This window comes from Enterococcus raffinosus (assembly GCF_019175485.1).
Lineage (GTDB): Bacteria > Bacillota > Bacilli > Lactobacillales > Enterococcaceae > Enterococcus_A > Enterococcus_A raffinosus.
This window is the reverse complement of record NZ_CP072888.1, coordinates 1800564-1826557: the sequence shown is the minus strand read 5'-3', so window position 1 is coordinate 1826557 and position 25994 is coordinate 1800564. Positions and strand designations below refer to the sequence as shown.

Annotated in this window: 25 protein-coding genes and 1 tRNA gene; 17 read left to right on the top strand and 9 right to left on the bottom strand. The window is 38.9% G+C overall.

The features are described from left to right. The first annotated feature begins 165 nt into the window (after positions 1 to 165). Together J9537_RS08925 and aroD are read left to right on the top strand one after the other, a co-directional pair. A complete protein-coding gene (locus J9537_RS08925; protein WP_425333170.1) occupies positions 166 to 1335 on the top strand; it encodes a class I SAM-dependent rRNA methyltransferase in 1170 nt (389 codons plus the stop codon). A gap of 22 nt (positions 1336 to 1357) precedes the next feature. Continuing rightward, entirely contained in the window at positions 1358 to 2107 is a 750-nt protein-coding gene (aroD, locus tag J9537_RS08920; RefSeq protein ID WP_010746192.1) for a type I 3-dehydroquinate dehydratase, read from the top strand. 117 nt (positions 2108 to 2224) lie between these two features. Here the strand turns inward: aroD and J9537_RS08915 are convergent, their stop codons facing one another. Beyond that, positions 2225 to 3262, bottom strand: a complete 1038-nt coding sequence (locus J9537_RS08915) for a tagatose 1,6-diphosphate aldolase (RefSeq protein WP_218255774.1) — start codon at positions 3260 to 3262, stop codon at positions 2225 to 2227. A gap of 130 nt (positions 3263 to 3392) precedes the next feature. On the opposite strand from J9537_RS08915, the gene ybaK reads away from it, so the two are divergent. Beyond that, a complete protein-coding gene (gene ybaK / locus J9537_RS08910) occupies positions 3393 to 3878 on the top strand; it encodes a Cys-tRNA(Pro) deacylase (RefSeq protein WP_218255772.1) in 486 nt (161 codons plus the stop codon). Here the strand turns inward: ybaK and J9537_RS08905 are convergent. After that, the gene (locus tag J9537_RS08905) at positions 3875 to 5131 is read right to left on the bottom strand and encodes a BaiN/RdsA family NAD(P)/FAD-dependent oxidoreductase (RefSeq protein WP_218255770.1); all 1257 of its coding nucleotides are present in this window, start codon (positions 5129 to 5131) and stop codon (positions 3875 to 3877) included. The two genes, ybaK and J9537_RS08905, sit on opposite strands and share 4 nt — an antisense overlap. 162 nt (positions 5132 to 5293) lie before the next feature. Here J9537_RS08905 and gdhA point away from each other — a divergent pair, with 162 nt between their 5' ends. From gdhA to J9537_RS08880, 5 genes are all read left to right on the top strand, one after another. Then, complete coding sequence (gene gdhA / locus J9537_RS08900) at positions 5294 to 6637, top strand: NADP-specific glutamate dehydrogenase (protein WP_010746196.1); 1344 nt, start codon at positions 5294 to 5296, stop codon at positions 6635 to 6637. An 86-nt stretch (positions 6638 to 6723) separates the two neighbouring features. Then, positions 6724 to 8070 (top strand): glucose-6-phosphate isomerase, encoded by a 1347-nt coding sequence (locus J9537_RS08895; RefSeq protein WP_028020642.1) that lies wholly within the window; start codon positions 6724 to 6726, stop codon positions 8068 to 8070. A 312-nt stretch (positions 8071 to 8382) separates the two neighbouring features. Then, complete coding sequence (locus J9537_RS08890) at positions 8383 to 8601, top strand: hypothetical protein (protein WP_010746284.1); 219 nt, start codon at positions 8383 to 8385, stop codon at positions 8599 to 8601. Between the two features lie 234 nt (positions 8602 to 8835). Next, the gene (locus J9537_RS08885; protein WP_218255768.1) at positions 8836 to 9750 is read left to right on the top strand and encodes an ABC transporter ATP-binding protein; all 915 of its coding nucleotides are present in this window, start codon (positions 8836 to 8838) and stop codon (positions 9748 to 9750) included. Beyond that, entirely contained in the window at positions 9740 to 10540 is an 801-nt protein-coding gene (locus J9537_RS08880; protein WP_218255766.1) for an ABC transporter permease subunit, read from the top strand. The genes J9537_RS08885 and J9537_RS08880 overlap by 11 nt, the downstream gene beginning before the upstream one ends. A gap of 41 nt (positions 10541 to 10581) precedes the next feature. Here J9537_RS08880 and J9537_RS20605 read toward each other — a convergent pair whose 3' ends face one another. The 4 genes from J9537_RS20605 to J9537_RS08860 all read right to left on the bottom strand — a co-directional run bounded on the left by J9537_RS20605 (position 10582) and on the right by J9537_RS08860 (position 14349). Further along, a complete protein-coding gene (locus J9537_RS20605; protein ID WP_245001248.1) occupies positions 10582 to 11517 on the bottom strand; it encodes a glycerophosphodiester phosphodiesterase family protein in 936 nt (311 codons plus the stop codon). A gap of 816 nt (positions 11518 to 12333) precedes the next feature. Beyond that, positions 12334 to 12933 carry a TVP38/TMEM64 family protein gene (locus tag J9537_RS08870; RefSeq protein ID WP_010746288.1) on the bottom strand — a complete coding sequence of 200 codons (600 nt, stop codon included), beginning with the start codon at positions 12931 to 12933 and terminating at the stop codon, positions 12334 to 12336. A gap of 188 nt (positions 12934 to 13121) precedes the next feature. Further along, positions 13122 to 13571: a threonine/serine exporter family protein gene (locus J9537_RS08865; RefSeq protein ID WP_218255763.1), complete on the bottom strand. Its 450-nt coding sequence runs from the start codon at positions 13569 to 13571 to the stop codon at positions 13122 to 13124. A 25-nt stretch (positions 13572 to 13596) separates the two neighbouring features. Next, positions 13597 to 14349: a threonine/serine exporter family protein gene (locus tag J9537_RS08860; protein WP_218255761.1), complete on the bottom strand. Its 753-nt coding sequence runs from the start codon at positions 14347 to 14349 to the stop codon at positions 13597 to 13599. Between the two features lie 392 nt (positions 14350 to 14741). Between J9537_RS08860 and J9537_RS08855 the strand changes: the two genes are divergently transcribed. Together J9537_RS08855 and J9537_RS08850 are read left to right on the top strand one after the other, a co-directional pair. Further along, positions 14742 to 15314 carry a TetR/AcrR family transcriptional regulator gene (locus J9537_RS08855; RefSeq protein ID WP_010746292.1) on the top strand — a complete coding sequence of 191 codons (573 nt, stop codon included), beginning with the start codon at positions 14742 to 14744 and terminating at the stop codon, positions 15312 to 15314. Positions 15315 to 15355: 41 nt separating this feature from the next. Next, positions 15356 to 15443: transfer RNA gene (locus J9537_RS08850), tRNA-Ser, on the top strand. 111 nt (positions 15444 to 15554) lie between these two features. Here the strand turns inward: J9537_RS08850 and J9537_RS08845 are convergent. After that, positions 15555 to 16538: a homing endonuclease associated repeat-containing protein gene (locus tag J9537_RS08845; protein ID WP_218255759.1), complete on the bottom strand. Its 984-nt coding sequence runs from the start codon at positions 16536 to 16538 to the stop codon at positions 15555 to 15557. 237 nt (positions 16539 to 16775) lie between these two features. Here J9537_RS08845 and J9537_RS08840 point away from each other — a divergent pair, with 237 nt between their 5' ends. From J9537_RS08840 to J9537_RS08820, 5 genes are all read left to right on the top strand, one after another. Further along, positions 16776 to 17003, top strand: coding sequence for a hypothetical protein (locus tag J9537_RS08840; protein ID WP_218255757.1), 228 nt, complete (start codon positions 16776 to 16778; stop codon positions 17001 to 17003). 324 nt (positions 17004 to 17327) lie between these two features. After that, the gene (locus J9537_RS08835; RefSeq protein WP_218255756.1) at positions 17328 to 17711 is read left to right on the top strand and encodes a hypothetical protein; all 384 of its coding nucleotides are present in this window, start codon (positions 17328 to 17330) and stop codon (positions 17709 to 17711) included. 41 nt (positions 17712 to 17752) lie between these two features. After that, positions 17753 to 18349, top strand: a complete 597-nt coding sequence (locus tag J9537_RS08830; RefSeq protein ID WP_218255754.1) for a DUF2922 family protein — start codon at positions 17753 to 17755, stop codon at positions 18347 to 18349. Positions 18350 to 18525: 176 nt separating this feature from the next. Continuing rightward, the gene (locus J9537_RS08825; RefSeq protein ID WP_218255752.1) at positions 18526 to 19308 is read left to right on the top strand and encodes a hypothetical protein; all 783 of its coding nucleotides are present in this window, start codon (positions 18526 to 18528) and stop codon (positions 19306 to 19308) included. A gap of 80 nt (positions 19309 to 19388) precedes the next feature. Further along, on the top strand, positions 19389 to 19889 hold the full coding sequence (locus J9537_RS08820; RefSeq protein ID WP_218255751.1) for a flavodoxin family protein: 501 nt from the start codon (positions 19389 to 19391) through the stop codon (positions 19887 to 19889). Between the two features lie 47 nt (positions 19890 to 19936). On the opposite strand, the gene J9537_RS08815 is transcribed toward J9537_RS08820, so the two are convergent. Next, entirely contained in the window at positions 19937 to 20743 is an 807-nt protein-coding gene (locus tag J9537_RS08815; protein WP_010746299.1) for a Cof-type HAD-IIB family hydrolase, read from the bottom strand. A gap of 181 nt (positions 20744 to 20924) precedes the next feature. Here J9537_RS08815 and J9537_RS08810 point away from each other — a divergent pair, with 181 nt between their 5' ends. After that, positions 20925 to 22127, top strand: coding sequence for a multidrug efflux MFS transporter (locus J9537_RS08810; RefSeq protein ID WP_218255749.1), 1203 nt, complete (start codon positions 20925 to 20927; stop codon positions 22125 to 22127). 105 nt (positions 22128 to 22232) lie between these two features. Here J9537_RS08810 and J9537_RS08805 read toward each other — a convergent pair whose 3' ends face one another. Continuing rightward, a complete protein-coding gene (locus tag J9537_RS08805; RefSeq protein WP_010746301.1) occupies positions 22233 to 22412 on the bottom strand; it encodes a YjzD family protein in 180 nt (59 codons plus the stop codon). A gap of 309 nt (positions 22413 to 22721) precedes the next feature. On the opposite strand from J9537_RS08805, the gene J9537_RS08800 reads away from it, so the two are divergent. After that, entirely contained in the window at positions 22722 to 25979 is a 3258-nt protein-coding gene (locus tag J9537_RS08800) for a DNA polymerase III subunit alpha (protein WP_218255748.1), read from the top strand. Positions 25980 to 25994: the final 15 nt, after the last annotated feature.

Genomic DNA, 25994 nt, shown 5'->3' with positions numbered 1-25994 from the left:
TTCTGCCGCAAAAAAATTGCGAAATGTTCACTTGTTAACAGTTTACTCGCTTACACCAATGCAGTCAATTCTTATTGAAATTTGGGCAATCATGCTTAAAGAAAACTTTATAAGCGAAAAATACTATTTTTTTTTGATATACTATAGAAGAAAGCAGGGATGAGAGTGAAAATAGAATTAACAAATTATGGAATCAAACGAATTCAGCAAGGCAATCCATTGATCCAAGCCGAAGATCTAAAAGTGAATATAAAAAAAATTCCCTTAGAATGGGTTCACTTTGTTGATAATAAGAATAAATATATTGCGACAGGTTATTTAGGGAAACAAAATAAAGGGTTTGGCTGGGTTATTGATCAAACGCAGCGTCCGATTGATCAGGCTTTTTTTATGGAGAAATTTCAACAGGCGATTGCGAAACGTCAGTCCTTTTTTGCAGATGAGACGACAACTGCCTTTCGTTTATTTAATGGCGAAGGAGACGGAGTTGGCGGCATAACTATCGACTATTACGCAGATTACCTAGTAATTTCTTGGTATAACGAAACAATCCATTATTTCAAAAAAATGATAGTGGATAGCCTGCTTCAAGTGTTTCCAAATGCAAAAGGAGTAGTTGAAAAAATCCGCTTTAAGAGTGGACTAGAAGAAAGTCGATGGTTAGCTGGTGAAAAACCTCAAGGACCGCTAATTGTACTGGAAAATGGCGTTTCATATGCCGTATACTTAGATGAAGGATATATGACAGGCATTTTCTTAGATCAAAAAGAAGTTCGCGGACGGTTAACAGAAGGACTTGCCGCGGGCCAAAGGGTATTGAATATGTTTAGCTATACAGGGGCTTTCTCTGTCGCAGCAGCATATGGTGGTGCGTTAGAAACGACTAGCGTGGATTTAGCACAACGTAGTTTACCAAAGACACAGGAGCAGTTTGAAGTGAACGGTCTGCCATTAGAGCAGCAAAAAATTATCGTAATGGATACATTTGACTATTTCCGCTATGCAGCAAGGAAGAATTTAAGTTATAATTTGATTGTCCTAGATCCACCTAGTTTTGCTCGCAATAAGAGAAAAACTTTCTCTGTGGCAAAGGATTATGGACGTTTAATTGAAGATAGTGTAGATATCCTTACTGAAGAAGGAATGATTATCGCCTCAACTAATGCGGCAAATCTCCCCCTCAAAAAATTTAAGAAATCAATCGAAACGGCTTTAAGCAACAAGAACGTGAGTTACCGACTGACTGAAAGCTACCGTTTGCCAGCTGATTTCCCAGCTAGTCAATTTGAAGAGAGTAATTATTTGAAGGTATTGTTTTATTCAATAAAAAAATAGAAGAAAATAGGATGGGATGCGTATGATGGATGTTCAAGTAAGAGAGGTGCGATTTGATGCAGGAAAACCGAAAATCTGCGTACCGATTGTTGGAAAGACTTTCGACGAAATCATTGAACAAGCGAATGAAGCAAAGAAGGTTGCCGAAGTAATCGAGTGGCGTGCTGATTTTTATGAGGATATCTTTGATGACGATTGTCTTAATTCAACCCTACTAGCCTTAAGGGATGAAATTCGAGATATCCCGTTGATTTTCAATCTGCGAACAATGGAAGCGGGCGGACAGCTCGAAATTTCTCTGAACCAATATCGACATATATATGAGTTTGCAGTTTCTTCACGAGCAATTGATTTAGCAGATGTTGAAGTTTCTATTATTGATCAATTATCGACGACCTTTATCAAATGGATGCAAGCTTTAGATGTACGTGTGATGTTAAGCTATTATAATTTTAAGGAAACACCGGAAGATGCTGTGGTACTTTTCCGTTTGAATTTAATGGAGCATTGGGGAGCGGACATCGCGAAAATTGTTGTGTATCCAGAAAACGAGGCGGATGTATTACGTCAAATGGATATTATAATGAAAGCCCAGACTTTTGTTACATTACCCGTCGTTTCAGTCTCTTTAGGACGTCTCGGAAAATTCTCGCAAATCAGCGGCTCTTTAGATGGTTCCTGTATGACCTATGGTTGTTTAGAGGGGAAACCTTATGAGGATGCTCAGATTGAGGCTGAGAAATTAGTAATGATGATCAATGAGTTGAAATAGGAAGAGTTTTCTACTTAATGAACGAAATGAACGAAAAATGAACTCAAAGTAAACCAGGCATCGATCCCAACTTTCGGGAGCGATGCCTGGTTTTGTTCATTTATGATAGCCTGTTGGTTAGTCCATTACATCAATATCAAAAACGTCGATATTATCCAATCCCCCGTAGATTTCATACCAAGGTTTTGCATACTTCGCAAGGATATCATTTAATTCTTCGACATTTTCACGACCTTGTGTATCCAACCATTTGATTAGCCCGTCTTTGCCCTCATCTGCGTAAATTTGTACACCATCACGCCAAGTGGCACGTCCGCCTAAAATTCCGCAATAATTCGCGCCATGTTCGCCAGCAAATTTCAATTCCTCACGGAAGATATCTGCTGGAACCCCTGCACTTAGATAAATGAAAGGCCGAGTAGCAGCTTCCCCCGCTTCTTTAAAGTAGCTTGCGGCTTTCTCTTGTGTATAAACAACGGGGTCGGCGTCTTTAGTAAATCCTTCAACATATTTAAATAGAACGGGCACTTCTACTTTTAATACATCAATATGATATTTCTCTTTAGTAAACTCCTTAATTGTACTGATTACTTTTTGTGGTTTTATTTTGGCAAACTCTGGAGAATGGTCGTCAGTGATTTTTGAATCATAGACGATGGGTTCTACGAATACTGGAATATCAGCAGCTAAAGCTTCTGTGCCTAGACGTTCGAGAAAAGCATGTTTTACATCTAAGATCTCCTGTGATTCATCTGGATCATAGTAAACCAACACCTTCGCCGCATCTGCGCCTTTAGCTAGCAGGCGATCTAGGGATTCGTTTGGTAGAAGTTCAGGTAAGCGACCAGGTGTATTGGCATCGTAGCCAGTTTTTTCATAGGATAAAATTAATCCACAATTTGGGTCCTTGGCTTGAATGCCTTTAAATCCGTATTGTTCATCCAATAAAATCGCGCTGACTCGCTTGGTTAATTCTTGAGATACCAATTCCTTGAATTCATAAACTTGATCCATAGAAAATTTTTCTTCGCCAACAGCGGCTTGCATCATCTTTTTCATAGAGCCACGTTGATCGATTGCTAAGGCTGCAATGACCCCTTGATCATTTGACAATTGTTGCATCTTTTCAAACTTTCCTCTTGAAATTCTTTTCATGATGATTACATCCTTTCCATTACATAATCAGTGTAGAACTTTTAAGAAAAAAGACCAAACAAAACGACCAATTTGTTTCCTCTCTGCTTTTTTGCTAGACTTTAGAAAATAAAAGAAGTGAGGGATAGACTTGGCGAAGAAGAAAATACAAAAAACCAATGCGATTCGTTTAGTCGAACAAAAAAAGATTTCATATAAGGAATATGAATATTCTTGGAGCGAAGATGATCTTGGAGCCGGCCATGTCTCAGAACAAGTGGGGATCGAGCCAGCACGAATTTTTAAGACGTTAGTCGCAGTAGGAAACAAGACAGGACCTGTAGTGGCTGTGATCCCTAGTGATCATGAGTTGGATTTGAAAAAAATTGCAAAGGTCAGTGGCAATAAAAAGGTAGAAATGCTGCACTTGCGTGATCTAGAAGCGACTACGGGGTATATTCGTGGCGGTTGTTCACCAATTGGGATGAAAAAACTTTTTCCAACTTTTATAGATGCTTCAGCAGAACAATATGAGCAGATAGCGATATCAGCAGGAAAAAGAGGGCTTCAAATGGAAATTGCCCCCAGTGCCATCAAAGAGCTGACACGAGGACAATTTGCTGAATTAACTCATTAAGTAAACGCATAATAGGCGGCATGCGTACCTGCGACAAACCCTGTACAAAAAGCAGTGGTAATATTATAGCCGCCTGTATATCCGTTAACATCTAAGACTTCCCCGGCAAAGTACAAGCCGGGGATTTTTTTACTGGCTAATTCTTTTGGATTGATTTCCTTCAGTTCGACACCTCCACCGGTAACAAAGGATTTTTCTAATCCAAAGGTCTTATTAGCGGTCAACGTCCATCTCTTACAATAGGAGATAAATTTTTCCAGCTGTTCCTTTGATGTTTGCGCGTATGTTTGCTCGCCAATATCGGCTTTCTCTAAAAAGAATGATAATAGTCGTTCAGGCAAGACCCCCGCTAACGCATTTTTAAGTTGTTTTGTAGATTCCGCAGCACGCTGGTGCACCAGTTCACTCAATTCCGCTACTGTTTTTTCAGGGAAGCTATCGAGTGTTAGAGTGACTGTTTTTTGACTACGCAACAATTGATTGACGAAGCTTGAGCAACGTAACGCTGCTGGACCAGATATACCGAAATGGGTAAAAAGTAAATCCATTTCGTGACTAGTCACTGTCTTGTTTTTTTCATCAAGAACAGAGAGCTTCACATCTTGAAGAGCAAGACCCTGCAACTTTTTTTCTGCAACAAACGAATCGATTAGATAAATTGGCGTTTCAGTGGGGTATAAAGGAGTAACGTGATGCCCCACGCTTTTCGCAAAACGGTAACCATCTCCTTGTGAGCCAGTCGATGGATAAGTGATCCCGCCAGTTGTTACGACTACACTTTTTGCGGAGTAGTCTCCCTCAGCGGTGCGGACGCCTTGAATTGATGAGCCATCAGTAATAATCTTTTCAACCGGCTCTTTAAAATGAAGACAGACATTTAATTTTTCTAGTTCATCCTTCAAAGTATTGACAATTGTCGCTGATTTATCAGAGACGGGAAAAATCCGTCCATGATCTTCTTCTTTTAAAGCTACGCCTCGTTCACTGAAAAAATTCATGATATCTTGGTTATCAAATTGAGAAAAGGTACTATATAGAAAGCGACCATTGCCAGGAATATGAGTAATTAGATCCTCAACGGGACGATTGTTTGTAACGTTGCAACGTCCTCCGCCGGTCATTAATAATTTTTTTCCAAGTCGTTTGTTTTTTTCGAACAAAGCGACTTGGGAGCCGTTCATCGCAGCTGTGATGGCAGCCATCATACCAGCTGGTCCTCCGCCAATCACAATCACATCAAAGTTTTTATTCATTTCATCAAACCCTCATTTAGCTATAAATTTGTTTAGATAGTTTGGATAATCATACCTTAAAAACGAACATTTTACGTTCAACTTGCAGTGTAGCATGAATTTTTTTTCACTTCTATTAGAAAATGATGTAAACTATGAGTATTAACTGTGAGGAGGAATTTGATGGAAGTACGAGAATATGTTGAACAGATTCAAAAGAACTTAGAGGCAAAGGATCCGAATCAAGAAGAATTTTTACAAGCGGTGGATGAGTTTTTACCAACGGTGATTCCGTTTTTAGAAGAACATCCAGAATACGTTGAAAAGAATATTTTAGGCATGATCCTTGAACCTGAGCGTTTGGTTCAATTTCGTGTGCCTTGGCAAGATGATGAAGGCAATTGGCAAGTGAACCGAGGCTACCGTGTTCAGTTCAATTCAGCGATTGGCCCATACAAGGGTGGACTTCGTTTCCATCCAAGTGTGAATCTAAGTATCTTGAAATTTTTAGGTTTCGAGCAAATCTTTAAAAATAGTTTGACAGGTCTTCCTATTGGCGGCGGTAAGGGTGGTTCAGATTTTGATCCGAAAGGCAAATCTGATTCAGAAGTTATGCGTTATTGCCAAAGCTTCATGACGGAATTATCAAAACATATCGGACCAAACTTAGATGTACCTGCAGGTGATATTGGAGTTGGCGGACGTGAGATTGGTTATTTGTTTGGACAATACAAACGTTTGCGTGAATATGATATGGGTGTATTAACAGGGAAACCTCTAGGCTTTAATGGTAGTCTTGGTCGGACGGAAGCGACAGGCTATGGTGCGGTTTACTTCGTGAAGCATTTATTAGAAGATCGCAATGATTCCTTTGAAGGCAAAAAAGTTCTTGTTTCTGGAAGCGGAAATGTCGCCATTTACGCGATCGAAAAAGCACAAGCGCTTGGCGCAACAGCTATTACATGTTCTGATTCAAATGGTTATGTTTATGACAAAGATGGTATCGATGTTGAATTATTGAAAGATATCAAAGAAGTTCGCCGTGCTCGTCTAACAGAATATGCGAAAGAGCGTCCTTCAGCAGAATACCATGAAGGATCTGTCTGGGAGCTTGAACAAGCTGCCGATATTGCTTTACCATGTGCCACACAAAATGAGATTGACGATAAAAAAGCAGCAATTTTAGTAAAAAATGGGGTAAAAGTAGTCGCTGAAGGAGCGAACATGCCAAGTACGATGGCAGCAATTAAGCTGTATCATGAGAAAGGTGTACTTTACGGTCCCGGAAAAGCAGCCAATGCGGGTGGTGTAGCGGTATCTGCACTAGAAATGAGTCAAAATTCTCAACGATTGGTATGGTCGAAGGAAGAAGTGGACGGTAAATTAGATGATATCATGAAAAATATCTATGAAACTTGTCGTGACACAGCTGCTAAATATGCTGATAAAGATAATTTCGCCGCCGGAGCCAACATCGCTGGTTTTGAAAAAGTCGCTGCTGCAATGTTAGCTCAAGGAACAGTTTAATTTTTTAAATGGTTTAAGCTTGAAAAATATGCAAAAGAAACGTAAAGTATAGATTGTTACGAAGTGATTTTCAAGGAGGAAAAACAATGGCACACATTCATTTCGATTATTCGAAAGTAGCACCATTCGTGAGCGAACATGAAATGGACTACATCAAATCTGAAGTAGCTCTAGCTCACAAAGAATTACGCGAAGGGACTGGCGCAGGAAATGACTTCCTAGGCTGGATCGATCTTCCAGTAAACTATGATAAAGATGAATTTGCCCGCATTAAAAAAGCAGCTGAAAAAATTCAATCTGATTCTGAAGTATTAGTTGTTATCGGGATCGGTGGTTCATACCTTGGAGCGCGTGCAGCAATCGAATTCTTGCACCAAAGTTTCTTCAATGTATTAGATAAAGAAGATCGTAAAGCTCCTCAAGTATTCTTTGCAGGAAATTCAATCAGCTCAACATATATCGCTGACTTAATCGAAGTAATCGGCGACCGCGACTTCTCTGTGAATGTAATTTCTAAATCTGGAACAACAACTGAACCAGCAATTGCATTCCGCGTATTCAAAGAACTATTGATTAAAAAATATGGTGAAGAAGAAGCCAACAAACGTATCTACGCAACAACGGACAAAGCACGTGGTGCTGTTAAAGTAGAAGCAGACGCAGCTGGCTGGGAAACGTTTGTTATTCCTGATGATGTTGGCGGACGTTTTTCAGTACTTACTGCTGTTGGTTTACTACCAATCGCAGCAAGCGGTGCAGATATCGATGCGTTGATGCAAGGTGCAGCAGATGCACGCGAAGCATACTCAAGCGAAAACTTAGACGAAAACGAAGCGTATCAATATGCCGCACTTCGTAATATTCTATACCGTAAAGGCAAAGTGACTGAAATCTTGGTCAACTACGAACCAGGTATGCAATATTTCAACGAATGGTGGAAACAATTATACGGCGAATCAGAAGGAAAAGACTTGAAGGGTATCTACCCATCAAGTGCAAACTTCTCAACTGACTTGCATTCCTTTGGACAATATATCCAAGAAGGCCGTCGTAACATCTTCGAAACAATCGTGAAAGTTGAAAAACCTCGCAAATCTGTGGCAATTCCATCACAAGAATCTGACTTAGATGGTTTAGGCTACTTAGAAGGCAAGGATGTTGACTTTGTTAACTCTAAAGCCTATGAAGGAACATTATTAGCCCATACTGATGGCGGCGTACCTAACTTCGTATTGAACATTCCAACAATGGATGCTTACACTTTAGGTTATGCAATGTACTTCTTTGAAATCGCAGTAGGTATCTCTGGTTACTTATTGGGTGTGAACCCATTCAACCAACCAGGTGTTGAAGCATACAAAAAAAATATGTTCGCTCTACTTGGAAAACCAGGATTTGAAGATTTAGCAAAAGAATTGAATGATCGTCTATAAAATGGATGAAAGAGCTCTCGCATCGCGAGGGCTCTTTTTTTAATTGGTATAGTAAAATTAATTTACAGCTAATCAAAATTAATGATAAAAAACATAATGGTAGGAAAATGAAATCGGTTTTAAACAAATAAAGATAAATAAAAAATGAAGGTCAGATTAAAAATAACCAAGGTTGTTTATGTTTGTGTTTTGCGAATTTTCTAACAATTGCGACTTTTCCCTTGATATTAAAGCAAAAAAACTAATAAAAAACGTTTTCAATTTATTCTCATTATGTTATTATAAAAACGTAGAATTAAAGGGGGATTTATTATGGAAACTATTGAAATTGGTCTTGCTTATGAATGCCAGGCAATTGGCATAGAAAAGGAAGTTGTGGGAGTTGTTGAACAGCTTTATAACAATACGGTGCTAATCAACGTTGTTTCTTGTGCACCATCTGATCGTGCAGCGGTCATCGAATTACAAAACCGCTTATTAGTAAAATACGAAAATATCCACGCATGCGTGGAGGTTGAATGTACCGCCTAACGTATACGGTATCATGTGAAATATTTATTTTAACAGGAAAGGGATTCGGGCTTTGAAAGAGGCCCGAATCTTTTTGTCTGCTTCTAAGTGAAACTATGAATGATAAGTATCGTAACGAGTGATTTTACACCCGTAAAATTAACAAATAGTCCATTGAACACTTAGATTCGAACCAATACAATAAGAGTATAGAGAAAGTCATTCTATCCGATGAATAGGAACGAGGGATTATAAATGAATGCTATTGAAATTAGACAATTAGAAAAGACGTTCAAAGAAGGAAAGAGAGCGTTAGAGACGATTAGCCTAGTTGTTCCTCGAGGGACAATTTTTGGTTTCTTAGGGCCTAATGGGGCTGGAAAAACAACGACAGTTAAGCTTCTAAACGGAATTTTAACTCCTTCGGGAGGAGAAATCCGAGTACTTGGTTTTGATCCTGTCCATGAAGCTGAAAAGCTTCATCAAGAGTCGGGGGTATTAACAGAGCATGCAGGAATGTATGATCATTTAACAGGGATAGATAATCTTTGTTTCTTCGGTCAGCTGTTTGGACTGACAAAAGAGGAAAGCGAAACACGGGGAAGGGAGCTATTGAAAAAACTAGATCTTCTGGATGCTTCAGAGGTGAAGCTTAAGAGCTATTCCACGGGTATGCGGCAACGACTATCGTTGGCGAGAACGCTGATTCATCGACCAAAGGTGTTGTTTTTGGATGAGCCGACTAGCGGTCTTGATCCTGAGAGTACAAAAAGGGTGAATGCGCTTTTGCTAGAATTATCAAAAGAAGAAGGAACAACGATATTTTTGTGCACGCATCAATTGAGATATGCTCAAGAAATTTGTAATGAGTATGGGCTGATGGACAAGGGTCACTTGCTAGCTTTAGGAAGCTTGGAACAATTGAGAGAACAAACCTTTAATCACTATAAGGTAATCATTGAAACGGACTTGATGCCAGAAACTATTCAAAGTAAAAAAATTGAAGAGGATACCTATGAACTTTCCTTCAAAGAAAAAGCAGAGGTTTCTCAATTAGTTAAAAAAATCGTTCAAGCAGGCGGAAATATCTCACAGGTTAGGCCAATGGATTATTCACTGGAAGATATTTATTTCGCCTTATTAGAAGGGGGAGAAAAAAATGTTCAGTAGTCGTCAAAAGGCTGTTATGAGTAAAGACATACGAGGGATTACAGAAAATAAACGCTATTTCTCTGTTTTGACGATCCTTCCGTTGATTTTTTCTGTAGCATTTCCGGCCATGATGCTGTTGACCGTCTTATTAAGTCCGACAGATTCTTCTTCCTTTACTGAAATGGCACGGATTTTACCAGATTTCCAAAAACTGAATCAAGAACAGTTGGTTTATGAGCTGCTCTCTTTAATGGTTAATAATGTGATTCCGATTTTCTTTTTAATCATTCCGATTATGACAGCAAGTGTCATGGCGGCCAGTTCATTTGTTGGAGAGAAGGAAAAACGAACGTTGGAAACATTGCTTTATTCACCTTTGTCCATTCGAGAAATTTTCCAAGCAAAAGTATATGCGTCATTTTTTGTAGGAATTTTGATTACGTATGCTTCCTTTCTCTTAACCGTGATTGTGGTTGAAGTAGTGGTTTATATTTTTAAAGGGATCTTGCTTCCGTTTAGTCTTAATTGGCTGTGGGTGATGCTTCTAATTGTTCCAGCGATCACAATTATTTCTATCGTTTTAATTGTAAAAGGATCAGCTAAGTCTATGACGATCGAGGAATCACAACAAAAAGCAGCCTTTTTGATTTTACCTTTGGCGTTGCTTCTTGTTGGCCAATTCACTGGTATCTTAGTTTTTGGGGGATGGGTCGTCGTCTCCATCGGTCTAGTATTGTTAGGAATTGCGCTTCTCTTATTGAGATACGCCATGTCCGGTTTCACCTATGAACGTTTGTTGGAACGTTAGTTAAAATGAAAGCAGCAACCAATCGGTTGCTGCTTTTCGTTTTAATCGAACCATAAAATGCTAGCGGTTTGTGCTTTTATATCGTCGGAAGAGCCAGAAAAGACAGTCAGGTCATCAGATAAAAAACCGTTCACCTGTTGGAAGCGGAACATAGAGGCTTGCTGTTTTGTATTAACTGACCAGACATAAACACCCTGTTTCTGATGGCGGAGCGCCTGAATCAAATCGCTATTGGCAGTTCTGGATTCAATGTTCACGAAATCCAATGTGTTTTTGGGACTGCCTAATAGATCAAACGGCAAAATATAGCCGACTTTCAATTTGGGAAATTCTTTTTTCATTTGGTTAGCTGTATCAAGATCCATACTTTGTAATTCATGTCTTGCTAAGTCCTTTTTCAGAGGAATCATTTGGTGCACGATTGATTCTTTCGTCTTAGCGGTGACCTTTAATTCAATGAGCAGCTTTTGATTTAATTGATTTGCCGTTGCCAGGTAGTCAGTAAATAATGGAATGGTGCTCGTATAGCCATTTTCCTTTAGCGTGATATCTTTTAATTCTTGCCAAGTCGATTCATCGACTCGTTTATTTTTATTGGCTAATGCTTTAAGATCTTCATCGTGCATTACCACTAAGTGATGATCGGCGGTTTCTTGAACGTCCATTTCAACAAAATCAGGGCGTCGTTCGTAACTTGTCCTTTTCAGAACCTCAATCGAATTTTGAACACCATTATGATTAGAAACACCTCTATGGGAGATGGTTAACGCAGGAGTTTGCTGTTGAATATGAAAAGCGTGCGCATAATGAAGAGAATAAAGACCTAAGCAAGAAAAGATGGTCAAGCTTAGCCAAATGACGGCGCCTTTCGTTCTTGATTCGCCGGCAAGAGGCCCCTTATCTGGTGAAGCCAAATAAAGAAAGAAGAAGGTCCATAAAACATTTTGTAGAACACGATAGAGGAGCAGCAGAAACATAGCACTAACTTGTCTGGCTATAAGTTTTGTCGCCCAAATAAAACCGATTTTAATCAGAAAGCTAGTAGCTAAAAAGAAGATCGGTATCACAAAAAAAAGTAGGATTTGCTTTGGGAAACTATATCGTGTTTTTTGCCAGCTCAGCCAAACACTTTTTTTCAGCGAATGATTTTCTTTAAGGTATTTAGGCGCTAAAATAGATCGGTACAGAAGGTATAGTAGAATCAAGTAAAAAATGCCTATAACTGGTAATATTTTCCAACGATAAAGAAATAGGAAAGATAAAACCTTAGCCGGAAGAGGTTGCCAAACCAGCATCATCTGATAAAAGCGAAAGAAAAAAATAGGGGATAGAATCAACCAAAAGCCAAAACTAGTGAATGCTGACTTTAAAGAAAAATTTTGAAAATCAGTTTCGTTCGATTGGATTTGACTATAGAGACTACCGTATAAAAAAATCAATGCCACAAAAAGAAGTAGATAGAAGGGTGAGTAAAGATTATTTAAAAAACTCTGTCTAAAAAATAAAAAGAGACCTTCGGTTAAGAAGGGAAGACCAAAGCTGAGAAGCAGAAAATTATATAAAGAAAAGGTACCGAAAAAATAAGTAAAATACTTTTTTATGGAATTCATAGTTCCTCCTATGGTTCTAAAAGAGATTCGCTTTTTAAAAAGCAAGCGATCTTCTAATTAACAGTGATGAATGTGTAGCTGGTCATTCACTATTATCTGTTTCTCCTGTAAATAAAGTATGAATTTTTTACGCCAAAACTTTGAAATTTCAATAGAAAGATGAACAAAAAAAAGTCCACTAAATTAGTGGACGAGTAAGCTAGATAATAAGTTGCCACCTTGCAGTAAAGCCAAGCTATATAAGAAAATCGAAGCTGGTTTAGCTAAAAAGATGATTGCGCTGTATTTCTTGAAGGACATGTTCGTCAGACTAGCCATTAAACATAAGGCATCATCTGGTGCGACAGGTAAGAAAATCGCTAAGGCGAACAATTTTTCAAAGCGAGGCTGATCATCGAGCCAATGACTGTACTTCTGATATACCTTATCACTAACAAGATGCATAATCAAGGGCTTCCCATAGTGTCTTCCCATCAAGAATAGAATGAGGGAACCAATCACTATCCCTACATAGTTATATACAAAGCCCCAATATGGACCGAAAATCAAAACCCCAGCTGCGAGGCTGATTCCCCCGGGAATAATTGGAATCACAACTTGAATGATCTGAATCAGAACGAAAATGAGCGGTCCGGCGATCGGTGAATGCCCGACGAGCTGTCTTAGTGAATTCATATCATTAAATACTCCTAAGCGATAGAAGTAAATAGTCAAACTAACCGTTATGGCAATACCCATTAACGAAATTAAATTTAATAGCCTTCTGGATTGAACAACACTCATCTGATTCATCTCCTTTGTCTTTCTAAAGTGAAGTATATAGGATAAATTCACAAAATGCATAGGTCTGAGGTTGTAATTTATAAATATCCGACGAAACTTAAAATATTTTTAGGAAATTATAGATAGCGTTTACAATATTGGGCTGATAGTAATTTAAAAAGCAGAAAAAATTCTGCTTTCACCTTGATCTATTTTAGTTGAAAATTTGAACGAGTTCTTTTTAGTGCTCGTTCAATTAAATTTGTGAACATGAATCCAATCGCAATTGCTCCAGCTGTAACCAAAACAGTGACCACTTTTTCCATTGACTCAGTAAATTCTTGGTTCATCATATATCGGACAGCCATGTAAGCAGGTCCACCAGGAACTAATGGAACAAGACTGGGAACATTAAAAACAATGACGGGCATATGCATAATTCGCGAGAAGAAAATACTAATTAGTCCGATCATCATCGCACCCAGGAAGTTGGAGATGCCAATATTTTGATGACAGTATGTCTGTAGAATCCAAAAGGTCATCCAACCTGCGGCACCTGTGAAGCCGCAAGCTAAAAAAGCTCTGCGCGGAATGTTAGTAATGACACTAAAGGCAATTGTACTAAACATACTGAATAGAAAATTGATAACAAAAGTCATAAGAGACCTCCCAAAAAATATTTTTCTAAAAGAAATTAAAGGCAACGATAATCCCGCCGCCAATTGCCCCCGCGATAAATAAAGCTTCTGTCCCACGGGCAACACCACTAATTAAATGTCCTGCCATAATGTCACGAAAGGCATTAGTAATAGCCAAACCGGGGACTAGCGGCATAATTGATCCTATAATCAAGCTATTAACATCACGAGCGACGGAAAAAGAAACGGCAAGTAAAGACAAGCAACCAATAACTAATGCAGCCACGAAGTCGTTCAAGAATTTCATACGTAGCTTGTTTCCGAAAAAGGTATGGACAGCAAAGCCGACCATGCCGATCATAAATGTTGGAATAAAGTCGAACCAAGTACCGTTGAGAATAATCATCAGCGTACTGCTGACAATTCCAGCGGAGATAATCTTCCATAAGTAAGGAAAGTCTGGTGTGGAATCATCCACTTCTTCTAAATACAAATAAAAATCAGGTAAAGAGAGTTCGCCATCTGCGAATTGTCTTGAGCCTTGATTGACGGCAGTCACCTTTTCTAGATTAATCGACTGTGGGGTAATCTGGATGACTTGGCTGTTTTGTTCAGAAGGAAAGCCAACAATCAATCCGGTCGCAGTCACATAGGTTTGAATATCGTCTAAACCAGCATTAATAGCAATGCGCTTCATCGTGTCCTCCACGCGATAGACTTCAGAACCGGACTCCATCATGATCTTTCCGGCCTTTAAGCAAGTATTTAAAACGAGTTGCGCATAATTTTGTTGTTCCATTAAGCTAACCACCTTTTTCTATTTCTCTACTATAGTAGAGAAAATAAATAAATTAAACAAGAAAAAGAATAAGGATTGTCACCGAACGCTAGAGAAAGTATAATAAAGTAACAGTGGAATTTTTTTTAAGCGATACTGTTTTTACTTTAAAGAAACAAAAATGTCTTCAAATGTATAACGACTCTTTTAAATTTTAATAATTTAAAGGAATATTTCCTAATCGAATAAAACGGTTACACTCCCTTTATAAGGAAAATTTGTAGAATAACCACGCAATTTCAAAAAAAATTCAGTAAATTTAGATAACATCTTGCTTAAGGGTTGCAAAACTAATCAGTTTTTGATTAAAATAAAATGACAGTAAAAATAATAACATTCTGGGAGGAATTACAATGAGAAGAAAAGTTTATACAAAAGACCAGATTCTAAAGGCTGCCTATGAAGTTGTCGAAAATGAAGGTTTTTCTGGATTTACCGCGCGAAACATTGCCAAAAAAATGGGGATCAGTACACAACCAATCTATTTAGAATTTAAAAACATGAGCGATCTTAAAAACACATTGCTCGATGAAATTTGCAATCACCTATACTACGATATTTTCCCAGAAGTTCGCACAGGTGATACGATCATTGATTTAGGCTTGAGCTATGTTTACTTTGCAAAAGAACAAAGCAATCTGTACAACGCATTGTACGTTCAAGAGTATGGCGGCGGGAAAAAAATGCATGACTTTTCTTACAATTATTTCCACCAGCTGATTGTAGAGCATCCTAAATATAAGAATTTATCTGAAAAAAGAATCAATGCGTTGCACGTGGGAACTTGGATCTGTGTGACAGGAATCGCGACGCTGATGTCTTCAGGTATCATCGAACCGACTCAGGATGAAATCGTTCATTTAATGAACCGTACGATCACGAATATCTTAGAAGAAGAGGATACATCTGTATTAGATACATTATAAAATCTTGACATTTAAACGAAAAACGGTAAGATAAATGGTGCGGAAGGTTGGCAGAGTGGTAATGCACCGGACTCGAAATCCGGCGAGCCGCAGTAATGTGGTGCACGGGTTCAAGTCCCGTACCTTCCTTACATTCTACCGAATTAAAAGCCAGAAACATTTGCAGCAGGACTGTCAATGTTTCTGGCTTTCTTGTTTTATAGAGTAAGAATTCGCATCGTTTTTTTCGACTATCCGAGTTTAGATTTCTACGGGTGTTAGTTCACAGCCGTTGGCCTTGAGGAATGCATCGAATGATCCGTACAATTCTTGGATTCGTTCCGTATGACCGAACTCAGAACTTTTAGGAACGCTGTCAACGATTACAATAAAGGTTTGCAGTTTCCGAGACAATTCTTCCTTGGATAAAGGTTGATTGTTTTCAGTAGTATCCAGTATAAATCCCTGACTTCGGATAAAAATTCTGTAGGAACCAAAATGTTTTTTTATTTGATTTAAATAGCCGAATTCTTGAATAGATGGGATACGATCGTATTTATCAATAAATAAGTGAAGCTGTTGGACTAGCGCTTTTTTTGTTATCTTTTTTTCGTATTCCATTGATTGGAACTTTCTCTTTTTAGTGGCCTGTGAGTTGAAATACAATTCTTCATAGCCATTAGCCTTTAAAAATTCAAAATAAGAAGGATAAAGCTTATAGATATAATGTGCTTTTCCTAGTTCACTCATGGTAGGTGTCCGACCATTTTTCTCAACAAAATCGTTTAATCTAGTAATCACGGCTTCTAATACTTCTATATCATTCAGAGTGATCAAAGGTTGTTTACCTACTTGGAAAGATGGAGAAGTAAAATATAAATTATCGTATCCGTTCGCCTTAATAAACTCTATATAGGAGGCATAGTATTTATAAATTCTATAGCCCTGTTTAAGTTCTTTTATCCTCGGGGTGCGTTCGTGCTTCTTAACGAAGGCGTGGAGTTCATTGGCCAACTGCTCTTTTTCCTTTGCATTTTCAAGCCTGCGTAGTGAAGTCTTTTCTGGTCTGCGACCCACGTATAAATGCTCATAACCATTCCTTTTAATAAATTCAAAATAGGATCCATAGTATTTATAGATAAGTTGCTTATAGCCGAATTCTTTCATTCTAGGTGTTCGCCCATGTTTTTTCACAAATGTATGTAATCTTTTTATGATAAATTTTTTTGTATGTATTTTAGTCATCTGAATAACCTCCATTGTATTCCATCTATTTCTCTATCATTCGATTATTTGTTAGAAGAATACCATAATCAGGAAGAGAAAACGTTCGCAACTTTTTTCATTTTTTTATTAGAAAAGAGTATTTTGTTTAAAAATCATTTCCCAGAAAAAGAATTGGTTTAGAACGCTATCTTTTATCAAGTGCGTTGTTCCGATTTTTGGTATACTTAGGCAAAACTTATAGAGGGGTGGATGGCTATGGAAGAGACGGTATTTTTTAACCTAGGCAATGCAATCGCAGCAAAACGTGACCCGAAGGAGTTAATCAAAGAAGCTCAGATCGTCAAAGATAATCGTGATCCGCTTGGGAAATTAGTGATTGTAGAAGGCAAAGAAGGGGAGTCGCTTATCTTATTTGATTTAGCAGATCAGGAAGAACCTTCTGAACAGACCGAGCCTTTTAAGGTTAAAAAAGTTATTGATTAAGTATAAAATCCTCTGTTCGACTGAATAGAGGATTTTTGTTGACGCTTTATCAAACAAATGGTCATAAATCTAGAAAACCAACTAAAATTTTCAAGCCTTTTGACATTTTTAAACAAAGAAAAAATTATTTTATCTACCAGCAAGCTTTGATAATTAAAAAAGAATTACTATTATTTAATTATTTTAAAAAAGCTGAAGTAGAATTTTTGATCCAAGTCCTTTATGGTTGACTTGTGGGTTTTTCGAGGATAAGGGTTGTTAATGATGAGAGATGTATTTTTCACTATAGTTAAAAACACAGTGCAATTGAAAAGGAGAACGTTCATGAAAGATCATGGGTTAGGGCGTGAACAGCTCTTTTCTCTAAAACGTGTCACATTAGAGAAAAGAATTAAGCTGTTTTTTAAAGAAACAAAAGATAGTAATAGCGCGATCGAAATGTTGGTAGCGCTTCAAATAAGAGATGAATTATGTGAAGACGATTTTTCGTTTATGTTGGCGGATGTAGCTAAGTATATTTTTCTTCGTACACGATCGAATGCGATTTTGCGCAGGTATTACACTTATTTCATGGAATATTTTGATCAGAAGGAATGGCGTCTGTTGTTGATCAAGTTATTCCCAACAAAATCATATATCTTGGAAAAATTAAAAACTTTATATAGCCAATTTATTAAAACGCCATTAGCAGGACTAGTAGGTTCATGACGATAGCAAATAGCTAACAAAAAAAGAAAGGAGAGAAAAGAATGATTGTCTCAACGACCTTAGATGCTGAGTTTGAGAAAAGCAATGGAAGGAAATGCCATTTACGTTTGAGAAATGCTGATAAAAGTAAAACTGCAGAAGAAATCAAATCTTCTTTAAATAAAATAGCCAAGTTAAGCTTGTTTGAAAAAGAGGGTGTCCATCAATTTCATACGTTAAAGCATGCAAAATATATCGATAAAATAGAAACGGTAATTTTTGATAAACGGAACCAAGAAAAAGAACAACAACCTGTTTCAGAACCCGTTTTGACAGAAAAGGAAACGGAAAATACCAAGCTACTAGAGAGTTTAACGATTGAAGAAGAGCGGCCTGAACCAGGAAAACTGATTCAAACAGTGCAGTTATCAGAAGGGTTTGATCCAATAAAATTGACTGAAAGTCAAAGAATGTCTGTAGTTCTGGCTTGTCTACCGGAGGGGTATTCATTAGAAAGTGCTCAAATTGATACTAAAGTAAAACCAGCGAGATATGTATTTACAGAAAGACAAAAGAAAGAGCAGTCTGTAGAGGAGCCGCCTCAGAAAAAGGGACGATTACGTAAACGGCTACTAGAGCGGATTCGAAAGCGGGAATAAATTTTTGTATCAAAAGTTTCTGTGGTGACTGCAAGAGAACCTGAGATAGGTCTATTTGATGTGCATACATGAAGTAATGCTTGTTTTCATAGTAATTGAAACTTTTCGAGCCAAATTGTTCGACTCCCAAATGCTTTTTTTATAAGCTATAGAAAAAAGATTTGAGGAGAAAAGTGATGATTCAATTGACAGTTGAAATAGAGGCGAGTACTACGAAAATCCAATACAATGGACAAGGGACGATGGTAATTTATCGAGATCTAAAACAGGTCCCAGCACTGGATAGTGAGGAACTGCTGCTCTATTATAAAGGGCGTGAGGTTCAGACAATTGATTATAATCAAAAAATCGACAAAAAAGTCTTGAAAGAAGCCAATCAGCTGGTGACCATCAGTGTTCCTTGGGATATTGAAGGACGAGAATTAGCTCAACAAATGTTGGCTGTTTGGAATGAAAATTCGCTGAAAACCAACGGCTTATTTGAAGAGCAAAAAATAGCGTCAAATCATTTTTCAGTCGTGGCGAAGTACCAAAAGGAATTGTTCGAGATTCTAACAACTTTTGGTTTTGAGAATGAAAAGGTTAAGGCTAAACCCGCGAAGGCGCAGCATCGTTGGAACAAAAAAGTCAGTGAGATTCCTTTTTATATTGATTATAACGATGCTAAGGGAGAAGTTGTGTGGCAAAAGAGAAATGAGATGGTACTAAAAGCAGGTGCTAAGCTCACACAAAAGATGCCTTTGAATAAGGACGGGTCAATTGGATTTAGTGCGCGTTTAACAGAAAAATTACGAGCGGATCACGCTCATCAGATAGCGAATTTTATCACGACGGAAGATATTGTATTGAAAAGTGTCAATGAGGTGGGCATCTTTTTATACTATGCTGGAACAAATGGCTGGCTCGTTTTGAAGGATAAGGATGGCAAAACCATTGATGAATATACAGTAGTGAAATAGAAGTGCAGTTGCGCTTCTTTTTTTGTTGAAAACCTCCCTTGTAAAGAGGTACCATCAAAGAAAAGAAGGGAGCGGTTTGAGTGAAATTAGCAGTCATCTATTATAGTAAGACAGGTCAAACAAAAGAGATGGCGGAGATTATTGCTGAAGGAATGCGAAAAACAGGCAGTGATGTGAAAACCTTTTCGGTGGATGAATCCATGGACAGGGAGTATTTAAAAGAATGCTCAGGAGTCGTTTTTGGATCACCGACGTATCTGGCGACGAGTCATTGGCGCCTCTCGCAATGGCTTTTAGAGGACAGCAGCAATCTTTCATTAACCGGAAAACTGGGTGGTGCATTTGCGACTGCTCATTATGCACAGGGAGGGAGCGACAGCACGATTCTCTCCCTGTTAGGAATTTTACTAGTAAAAGGAATGCTGGTATATTCAGGCGGTTCGGCTTTTGGCAAGCCCTTTATTCATCATGGACCAGTTGCTTTGGATGCAGTGGGAGATCATTATGAAGAATCAAAAGTGCAGTTTGAAATTTTTGGACAGCGTTTTGCGGAGAAGGCGCTGGAATTATTTGAAGCATAAAAAGGCTGGGGGAAAGAGAATCAACGTCGATTCTATCCCTCAGCTTTTTATAAGTCTAGATATTTTGTTAAATAGTCAGCCATGCCATCTTCGGTATTTGGCTTATCGGTAACATCATTCGCAACGGATTTTACTTGATCGGTCCCATTAGCCATGGCAACGCCCCAGCCAGCGAACTTCAGCATTTCTACATCGTTATGTTCGTCTCCGAAAGCGAGAATATCTTCCTGCTTCATATTCAGATGATCAATGACACGTCGTAACCCATGAGCCTTTTGGATTCCCTTGGCAACAACTTCTAGGATTGGGTTCGGTCCGCCCCATGTATTCACTTCAACTTCATGGCCATATTGTTGTTTCAATTCTTCAGAAACACTGCCAACATTTTCAGGCTGGCTGCGCAAAAGAACAGAGGTTGGGTTCGTCCGTAATGTATTTACAGTTAAGAGATTTTCATTCGTAGCGAAGTCACTGGCAAAGAAGTGCTGATCAAAGAAATTTAAATCGTCAATAAAAAAGGTTTCACGATTTTCCGCAGCAATGAAATCTAGTTTCAAATTTTTCTTTTCTGCCATCAAATCAAACACGATTTTGCGGTTAAAGGATGTTTCTTGTTCACCGTCCCACTGTTTATCAGGCAAATGGACAAGGGCGCCGTTAAAATTAATCATCGGCGTTGTTAACTGCAATTCTTGATAAAAGTTTTTACTCATGCGGTAAGGGCGTCCAGTCGCGATGACGACAGAGTGACCATCTTGAATCGCACGGCGTAAAGTTCTCGCGGTTTTATCAGTAATTTTTGAGTCTTGATTCAGTGTAGTCCCATCTAAATCAATAGCGATTAATTTTTTCATAAAAACTCCTACTTTCAATTTGTTTTAGTCTAGCACATCCATTAGAAAACGCAACCGTAGCGCTTTAAAAAGATGGAAGTATTAGAAAAAATTCAACTTCTTTGAGAGAGGAGAAAAGTTTTTTTGGTCAGACTCTGCTATAGTAGATACATGAAAATGGCGAGAAAGGGGATTCAATAGAATGAAAATCAATTGGCGAAGAAATCTTTTGATATCGTGGATTGGTTGTTTTTTTACAGGTGCAAGTTTTAGTTTGGTGATGCCCTTTTTGCCGGTGTACATCGAACAGTTGGGAACAGCGAAATCTCAAGTTGAGTTGTTTTCCGGGTTAGCAATCTCTGTTACAGCATTCTCGGCAGCCATCGTCTCTCCCTTGTGGGGAAGTTTGGCGGATCGTAAAGGGCGCCGACTCATGATGATTCGGGCTGCAGCGGGAATGACGATAACTATGGGCTCATTAGCTTTTGTGACGAATGTCTATTGGTTACTAATCATGCGCTTCATGACGGGCGTGTTATCAGGGTATATTCCAAACGCAACAGCACTGATTGCTTCGCAAGTGCCGAAGCAAAAGAGTGGTTGGGCATTAGGGACATTAGCAACAGGAGCTGTGGCGGGAAACTTGATCGGGCCGTTGATCGGTGGAATGCTGGCCCAATGGTTTGGTTTACGAAACGTGTTTATTATCACAGGAATTATTTTGCTGATTTGTACTATTTTGACAGTATTTATGGTAAAAGAAGACTTCCAGCCAGTCGAAAAAGAAGATGTGATCAGTATGGCGGAATTACGAAAAAGAATTCACTATATGCCAATTTTGATAGGTTTGTTTATCAGTACACTGATTCTGCAAGTCGGAGCAACCAGCATCAGTCCGATTTTAACCTTGTATATCCGTGACTTAAGCGGATCGAGCAGCAACGCATTAGTGGTCAGTGGTTTGATTGTTTCGATTGCGGGTGTTTCAGCGATTGCTTCTTCTCCTACATTGGGCAAAATTGGGGATCGTATTGGCAATCATAAGGTGTTATTGGCGGGATTAGTCCTATCGTTATTTTGTTTCATTCCAATGGCTTTCGTAAGAACGCCCTTTCAACTTGGTGTTTTGCGCTTCTTCCTAGGCTTCTCTACAGGAGCTTTGATGCCGTCAATCAATACGTTAATTAGTAAGATCAGTCCTCCCGAGGGTGTTAGTCGAATTTTCAGCTACAATCAAATGTTCAACAATTTTGGACAGGTCATTGGTCCGATGCTAGGTTCGACTGTTGCTCATGGCTTTGGCTATCCGGCAGTCTTTCTTGTAACAAGTGCCTGTGTTTTTGGAAATATCATTTTGAGTGTGTTCAATTTCCGCAAGCTCTTAGTGACGAAGACGAAGATATAACAACGTTCAAAAGACTGTCCTGCATGGATGGTCTTTTTAGCGGTCGTTTCAAGCTATGAAAAAAACAAAAAACCAGTTACAATATAGTAACTGGCTTTCTTTGTTTTAGGCATTTGCTTTTTTAGGTGAAACAAAACGTGCGGCAATAAGTGCGATAACACCAACGATCAGTGATATAATCGTAGATAATTCGAAGTTATAAGATCCACTTTGCAAGGCACCGCCTAGATAACAAACGGCTTGTCCAATAGCGAAAGCCCAAAAAAATGTAACTAGATATTTCATCAAGAGCACCTCTTTTCGCAAGAATTTCTAGGTTCAGTTTAGCATTTTTTTTGAAAATGTAAAGAAAAGTCTTGTGTAACTATATAGAAACAGTTAATGTTCTAAAGCAAGTAAAAGATGTACATAAAAAATAATAAACTTTTTTCTTAGCGAGAAAAATAATTACATTAAAACGAAGTAGGATGTCAGTTCCACTTTTTCCAGTAAACAATGAAATAACAGTATAGTGGAATGATATACGTGCTGAGGAACAGACTTATTTTTCTCACTGAGAAAAGTAAATACATTAAAACGAAGTAGGAGGAGCTCATGAATCTACCACAACTTTATACGAAAACTTCCTATTCATTATTGAAAAGTACCTTAACAATCAACGAGTATGTGCAATCAGCAAAGGCGAGGGGTTATTCCGCGATCGCGATTACTGATGAGAATGTATTATACGGAGCTGTTGAATTCTTTCAGGCATGCCAGAAGCATCAGCTGATGGGAATTATTGGTCTAGAATTGGATTTTTATTCTGAAGAAGCGATTGAAAAAATCTTGTTATATGCAAAAAATGTTGCAGGCTATCAGGAGCTGATGCGTCTTTCTAGTACGCGAATGATGGCAGAAAAACCGCAAACATTAGCTGAATACCAAATTGATGGTGAAAATCTGATAACGGTGTTACCGGTAGACGGATTATATGAACCCTTAGAATCTTTTTTGCCAAAATTGACGCAAACCATCACTGGCGAAACATATTTGGGCATTTCTCCAGCAACGAAGGTCTCAGATCTACCGGCTTCTTTTCCTAAACTTGCGATTCATGAAGTCGCCTATTTAGATTCAACACAGGCATTTGCGATCAAAGTAATGGGTCACATTCAAAATGGCAGTCAATTGCCGCGAGAAGAATTGACCAATCAGTTGGGAGACAATTATTTAGTAGAGATGGACAAGCTCATTGCGGGATTTGATGATACAGAGGCGGTTATAAATGCTCAAAAACTGGCAGAAGCTTGTCAGTTTGAATTGCCGCTGCATCAAAAGCTTTTGCCCCACTATCCAGTACCGACAGCGCAAACTGCGGAAGCTTATTTGCAGGAGCTGTGTTGGCAGAGGTTGCCAGAGCGAATTGCTAATGTAACGGAGGAGTACCGTCAACGATTGACCCGTGAGTTGGGGATCATCCATAATATGGGGTTTGATGATTATTTCTTAATCGTCTGGGATGTAATGGATTACGTCCATCGCAGTAAAATTGTTTCTGGCGCGGGTCGTGGCTCTGCAGCAGGATCATTGGTGGCTTACGTTTTAAGTATCACGGATGTTGATCCAATCAAATACAATTTATTATTTGAGCGATTTCTGAATCCTGAACGAAACAGCATGCCCGATATTGATTTGGATATTCCAGACAATCGACGAAATCAAGTTCTGCATTATGTTCATGAAAAGTATGGACATTTTCATGTCTCGCAAATCGCCACATTTGGAACCATGGCGGCGAAAATGGTTCTTAGAGATGTTGGTCGAGTCTTTGGATTGTCCCAAAGTGAAGCGAATCGCTGGTCAAAGGCAATCCCGAATCAATTAAAAATTACGTTGCGGGAAGCGTATGAAAAATCCGAGCCGCTGAAACGACTGGTGGCAAATGATGAACGCAGCAACTTACTTTTTCAGACAGCGTTGAGCTTAGAAGGTTTGCCGCGCCATGTGTCTACCCACGCAGGTGGTGTAGTGATTAGTGATATTAATTTGATAAACGTTGTTCCGTTGCAAAATGGTTCAGAAGATATTCTGCTGACACAATTTACCATGACGGATGTGGAAGCTATCGGCTTGTTAAAAATGGACTTTTTGGGCTTGCGCAATCTTTCGATCATTGACAATGCGCTGCAAAATGTTCGTCGAGTCTATCATGAGGAATTGAATTTAAAAAATGTTCCGTTGGATGACCCGGAAACACTGGCTTTATTCCAGCGAGGAGAAACAAGCGGGGTTTTTCAATTTGAATCGGCTGGTATCCGAAAAGTGTTACGAAATCTTCATCCGACGTCCTTTGAAGACATCGTGGCAGTTAACGCGTTGTATCGTCCAGGCCCTATGCAGATTATCGATCAGTTTATTGCACGAAAAAATGGCAAAGAGCCGGTCTCCTTTCCAGATGCCTCGGTTCAGCAAATATTAGCACCGACTTATGGATTTATTGTTTATCAGGAACAGATCATGCAGGTAGCCGCACAGATGGCAGGTTTTACATTAGGGGAAGCCGATATTCTGCGGCGAGCGGTCAGCAAAAAGAAAAAGGACCTTTTAGATGAAGAAAGGCGGCATTTTGTTAGCGGAGCAGTTGGTCGCGGACACAGTCAAAAGAGTGCAGAAGAAGTCTACGATTATATCGAACGCTTCGCCAATTATGGATTTAACCGATCCCATTCGGTAGCCTATAGTTTTGTTGGGTATCAAATGGCTTATCTAAAGGTCCATTATCCAGGTGCATTTTATACAGCTTTGATGCAATCTGTTCGGAATGATCCGAAAAAGCTACGGGAGTATATCGCTGAGGCTAATCGTGCAGGTGTGAAACTGCTAGCGCCAGATATCAACCGCAGCAGTTATAGCTTTACCTTGGTAGAAAAAGAGCTGATTCGGTTTGGGCTAGATGCAATCAAGGGAATGCGGCGCGACTTTGTTAGTGATATTTTGTCAACCCGTAAAGAAGAAGGTCCCTTCAAGTCTTTGGATCAGTTTCTTCTGAGAATTGAATCACGTTGGCTGAAGATCGATTACATCGCTCCATTGATTTTTATTGGCGCCTTTGATGAGCTTCATCCAAATCGAAGAGAGCTGGCAGATGGATTAGAAGGAAAGATTCAAAACGTAGAATACAGCGGCGGCAGCATGTCATTGCTGGATGTTATGAGTTTGAAGGAACGGCCTTCTGCGGATTATTCATTAGCCGAACGTTTGAATTATGAGGAACAATATCTTGGCTTATATGTCTCAGGACATCCGACCGAAAATTATCCGAAACTACTGAAACAAAAGGATCTTCAGCCAATCACAGAGCTCTCTGTTGGAAGCAATGGAAAAATTCTCTTCTATTTAAAAGATATTCGTGAGATTCGCACAAAAAAAGGGGAACAGATGGCGTTCTTGACAGGAAATGATCAAAGCGGGGAAATTTCGTTAACTGTATTTCCACAAACGTATCGTCGATTAAGGAATGAAATCGAATTAGAAAAAGTCTATCTAGTTCAAGGGAAGGTCGAACGTAGCCGTTATGACCAAGCGATTCAGTTATTAGTGGAAGAAATGGTTCCTGCCCAAGCAGCGGAAGATGATATTAGTGACAAAACTCTATTTATACGTGTACAATCCGATCGAGATACAAAAGAAATCCAGCAGGGGATTGCTGAAAGACTTCAATTATCACCAGGAAAAGTGCCAGTGGTAATCTTTTATGAAAAAAGCCGACGGAAGATTGTGCTGGATAAAAAGTTTTGGGTGGGGGTTAATGACACCCTCTTAAATGCTTTAAGTGACATATTAGGGGAACAAAACGTCGTAATAAGATGATTTCTTGTAACTTTC

Bases quoted from the DNA above. Each gene is read 5' to 3' on its own strand.
- aroD (WP_010746192.1), top strand. From the start codon at position 1,358: ATGATGGATGTTCAAGTAAGAGAGGTGCGATTTGATGCAGGAAAACCG.
- J9537_RS08915 (WP_218255774.1), bottom strand. From the start codon at position 3,262: ATGAAAAGAATTTCAAGAGGAAAGTTTGAAAAGATGCAACAATTGTCA.
- J9537_RS08905 (WP_218255770.1), bottom strand. From the start codon at position 5,131: ATGAATAAAAACTTTGATGTGATTGTGATTGGCGGAGGACCAGCTGGT.
- gdhA (WP_010746196.1), top strand. From the start codon at position 5,294: ATGGAAGTACGAGAATATGTTGAACAGATTCAAAAGAACTTAGAGGCA.
- J9537_RS08895 (WP_028020642.1), top strand. From the start codon at position 6,724: ATGGCACACATTCATTTCGATTATTCGAAAGTAGCACCATTCGTGAGC.
- J9537_RS08890 (WP_010746284.1), top strand. From the start codon at position 8,383: ATGGAAACTATTGAAATTGGTCTTGCTTATGAATGCCAGGCAATTGGC.
- J9537_RS08885 (WP_218255768.1), top strand. From the start codon at position 8,836: ATGAATGCTATTGAAATTAGACAATTAGAAAAGACGTTCAAAGAAGGA.
- J9537_RS08880 (WP_218255766.1), top strand. From the start codon at position 9,740: ATGTTCAGTAGTCGTCAAAAGGCTGTTATGAGTAAAGACATACGAGGG.
- J9537_RS20605 (WP_245001248.1), bottom strand. From the start codon at position 11,517: ATGTTTCTGCTGCTCCTCTATCGTGTTCTACAAAATGTTTTATGGACC.
- J9537_RS08870 (WP_010746288.1), bottom strand. From the start codon at position 12,933: ATGAGTGTTGTTCAATCCAGAAGGCTATTAAATTTAATTTCGTTAATG.
- J9537_RS08865 (WP_218255763.1), bottom strand. From the start codon at position 13,571: ATGACTTTTGTTATCAATTTTCTATTCAGTATGTTTAGTACAATTGCC.
- J9537_RS08860 (WP_218255761.1), bottom strand. From the start codon at position 14,349: ATGGAACAACAAAATTATGCGCAACTCGTTTTAAATACTTGCTTAAAG.
- J9537_RS08855 (WP_010746292.1), top strand. From the start codon at position 14,742: ATGAGAAGAAAAGTTTATACAAAAGACCAGATTCTAAAGGCTGCCTAT.
- J9537_RS08845 (WP_218255759.1), bottom strand. From the start codon at position 16,538: ATGACTAAAATACATACAAAAAAATTTATCATAAAAAGATTACATACA.
- J9537_RS08840 (WP_218255757.1), top strand. From the start codon at position 16,776: ATGGAAGAGACGGTATTTTTTAACCTAGGCAATGCAATCGCAGCAAAA.
- J9537_RS08835 (WP_218255756.1), top strand. From the start codon at position 17,328: ATGAAAGATCATGGGTTAGGGCGTGAACAGCTCTTTTCTCTAAAACGT.
- J9537_RS08830 (WP_218255754.1), top strand. From the start codon at position 17,753: ATGATTGTCTCAACGACCTTAGATGCTGAGTTTGAGAAAAGCAATGGA.
- J9537_RS08825 (WP_218255752.1), top strand. From the start codon at position 18,526: ATGATTCAATTGACAGTTGAAATAGAGGCGAGTACTACGAAAATCCAA.
- J9537_RS08815 (WP_010746299.1), bottom strand. From the start codon at position 20,743: ATGAAAAAATTAATCGCTATTGATTTAGATGGGACTACACTGAATCAA.
- J9537_RS08810 (WP_218255749.1), top strand. From the start codon at position 20,925: ATGAAAATCAATTGGCGAAGAAATCTTTTGATATCGTGGATTGGTTGT.
- J9537_RS08805 (WP_010746301.1), bottom strand. From the start codon at position 22,412: ATGAAATATCTAGTTACATTTTTTTGGGCTTTCGCTATTGGACAAGCC.
- J9537_RS08800 (WP_218255748.1), top strand. From the start codon at position 22,722: ATGAATCTACCACAACTTTATACGAAAACTTCCTATTCATTATTGAAA.